Here is a 326-nt window from a genome sequence, read left to right as displayed (position 1 = left end):
ACGGCGACGGCCTGGATCTCGATGAGCAGGTGCGGGTGCGGCAGTTGGTGCACGGCGACGGTGGTGCGGGTGGGTCCGGTGTGGTCGAAGTGTTCGGCCCAGACCTGGTTGTAGCCGCCGAAGTCGTTCATGTTGACCAGGTAGGTGGTGACCGAGACCAGATCGGTCAGGTTGGCGCCGGCGGCGGCGAGCAGGTCGGCGATGTTGGCGATCACCGCGCGGGTCTGTTTGCGGATGTCGAGTTGGGTGGTGCCGTATTCGTCGACGGTGGCGCCGGCGATGGTGTTGTCGGGGCGGCGGCTGGAGGTGCCGGAGACGAAGATGAA

Annotated in this window: 1 protein-coding gene; it reads right to left on the bottom strand. The window is 66.6% G+C overall.

The features are described 5' to 3' along the window. Positions 1–326, bottom strand: a 326-nt coding sequence (locus tag ACFHWU_RS29555) for a RidA family protein (protein ID WP_416592359.1), incomplete at both ends; no start/stop codon positions are given.

Origin of the sequence: Micromonospora sp. LOL_015 (genome assembly GCF_048060275.1) — a bacterium.
Taxonomy (GTDB): domain Bacteria; phylum Actinomycetota; class Actinomycetes; order Mycobacteriales; family Micromonosporaceae; genus Micromonospora_E.
This window is presented reverse-complemented; position numbering and strand designations above follow the sequence as displayed.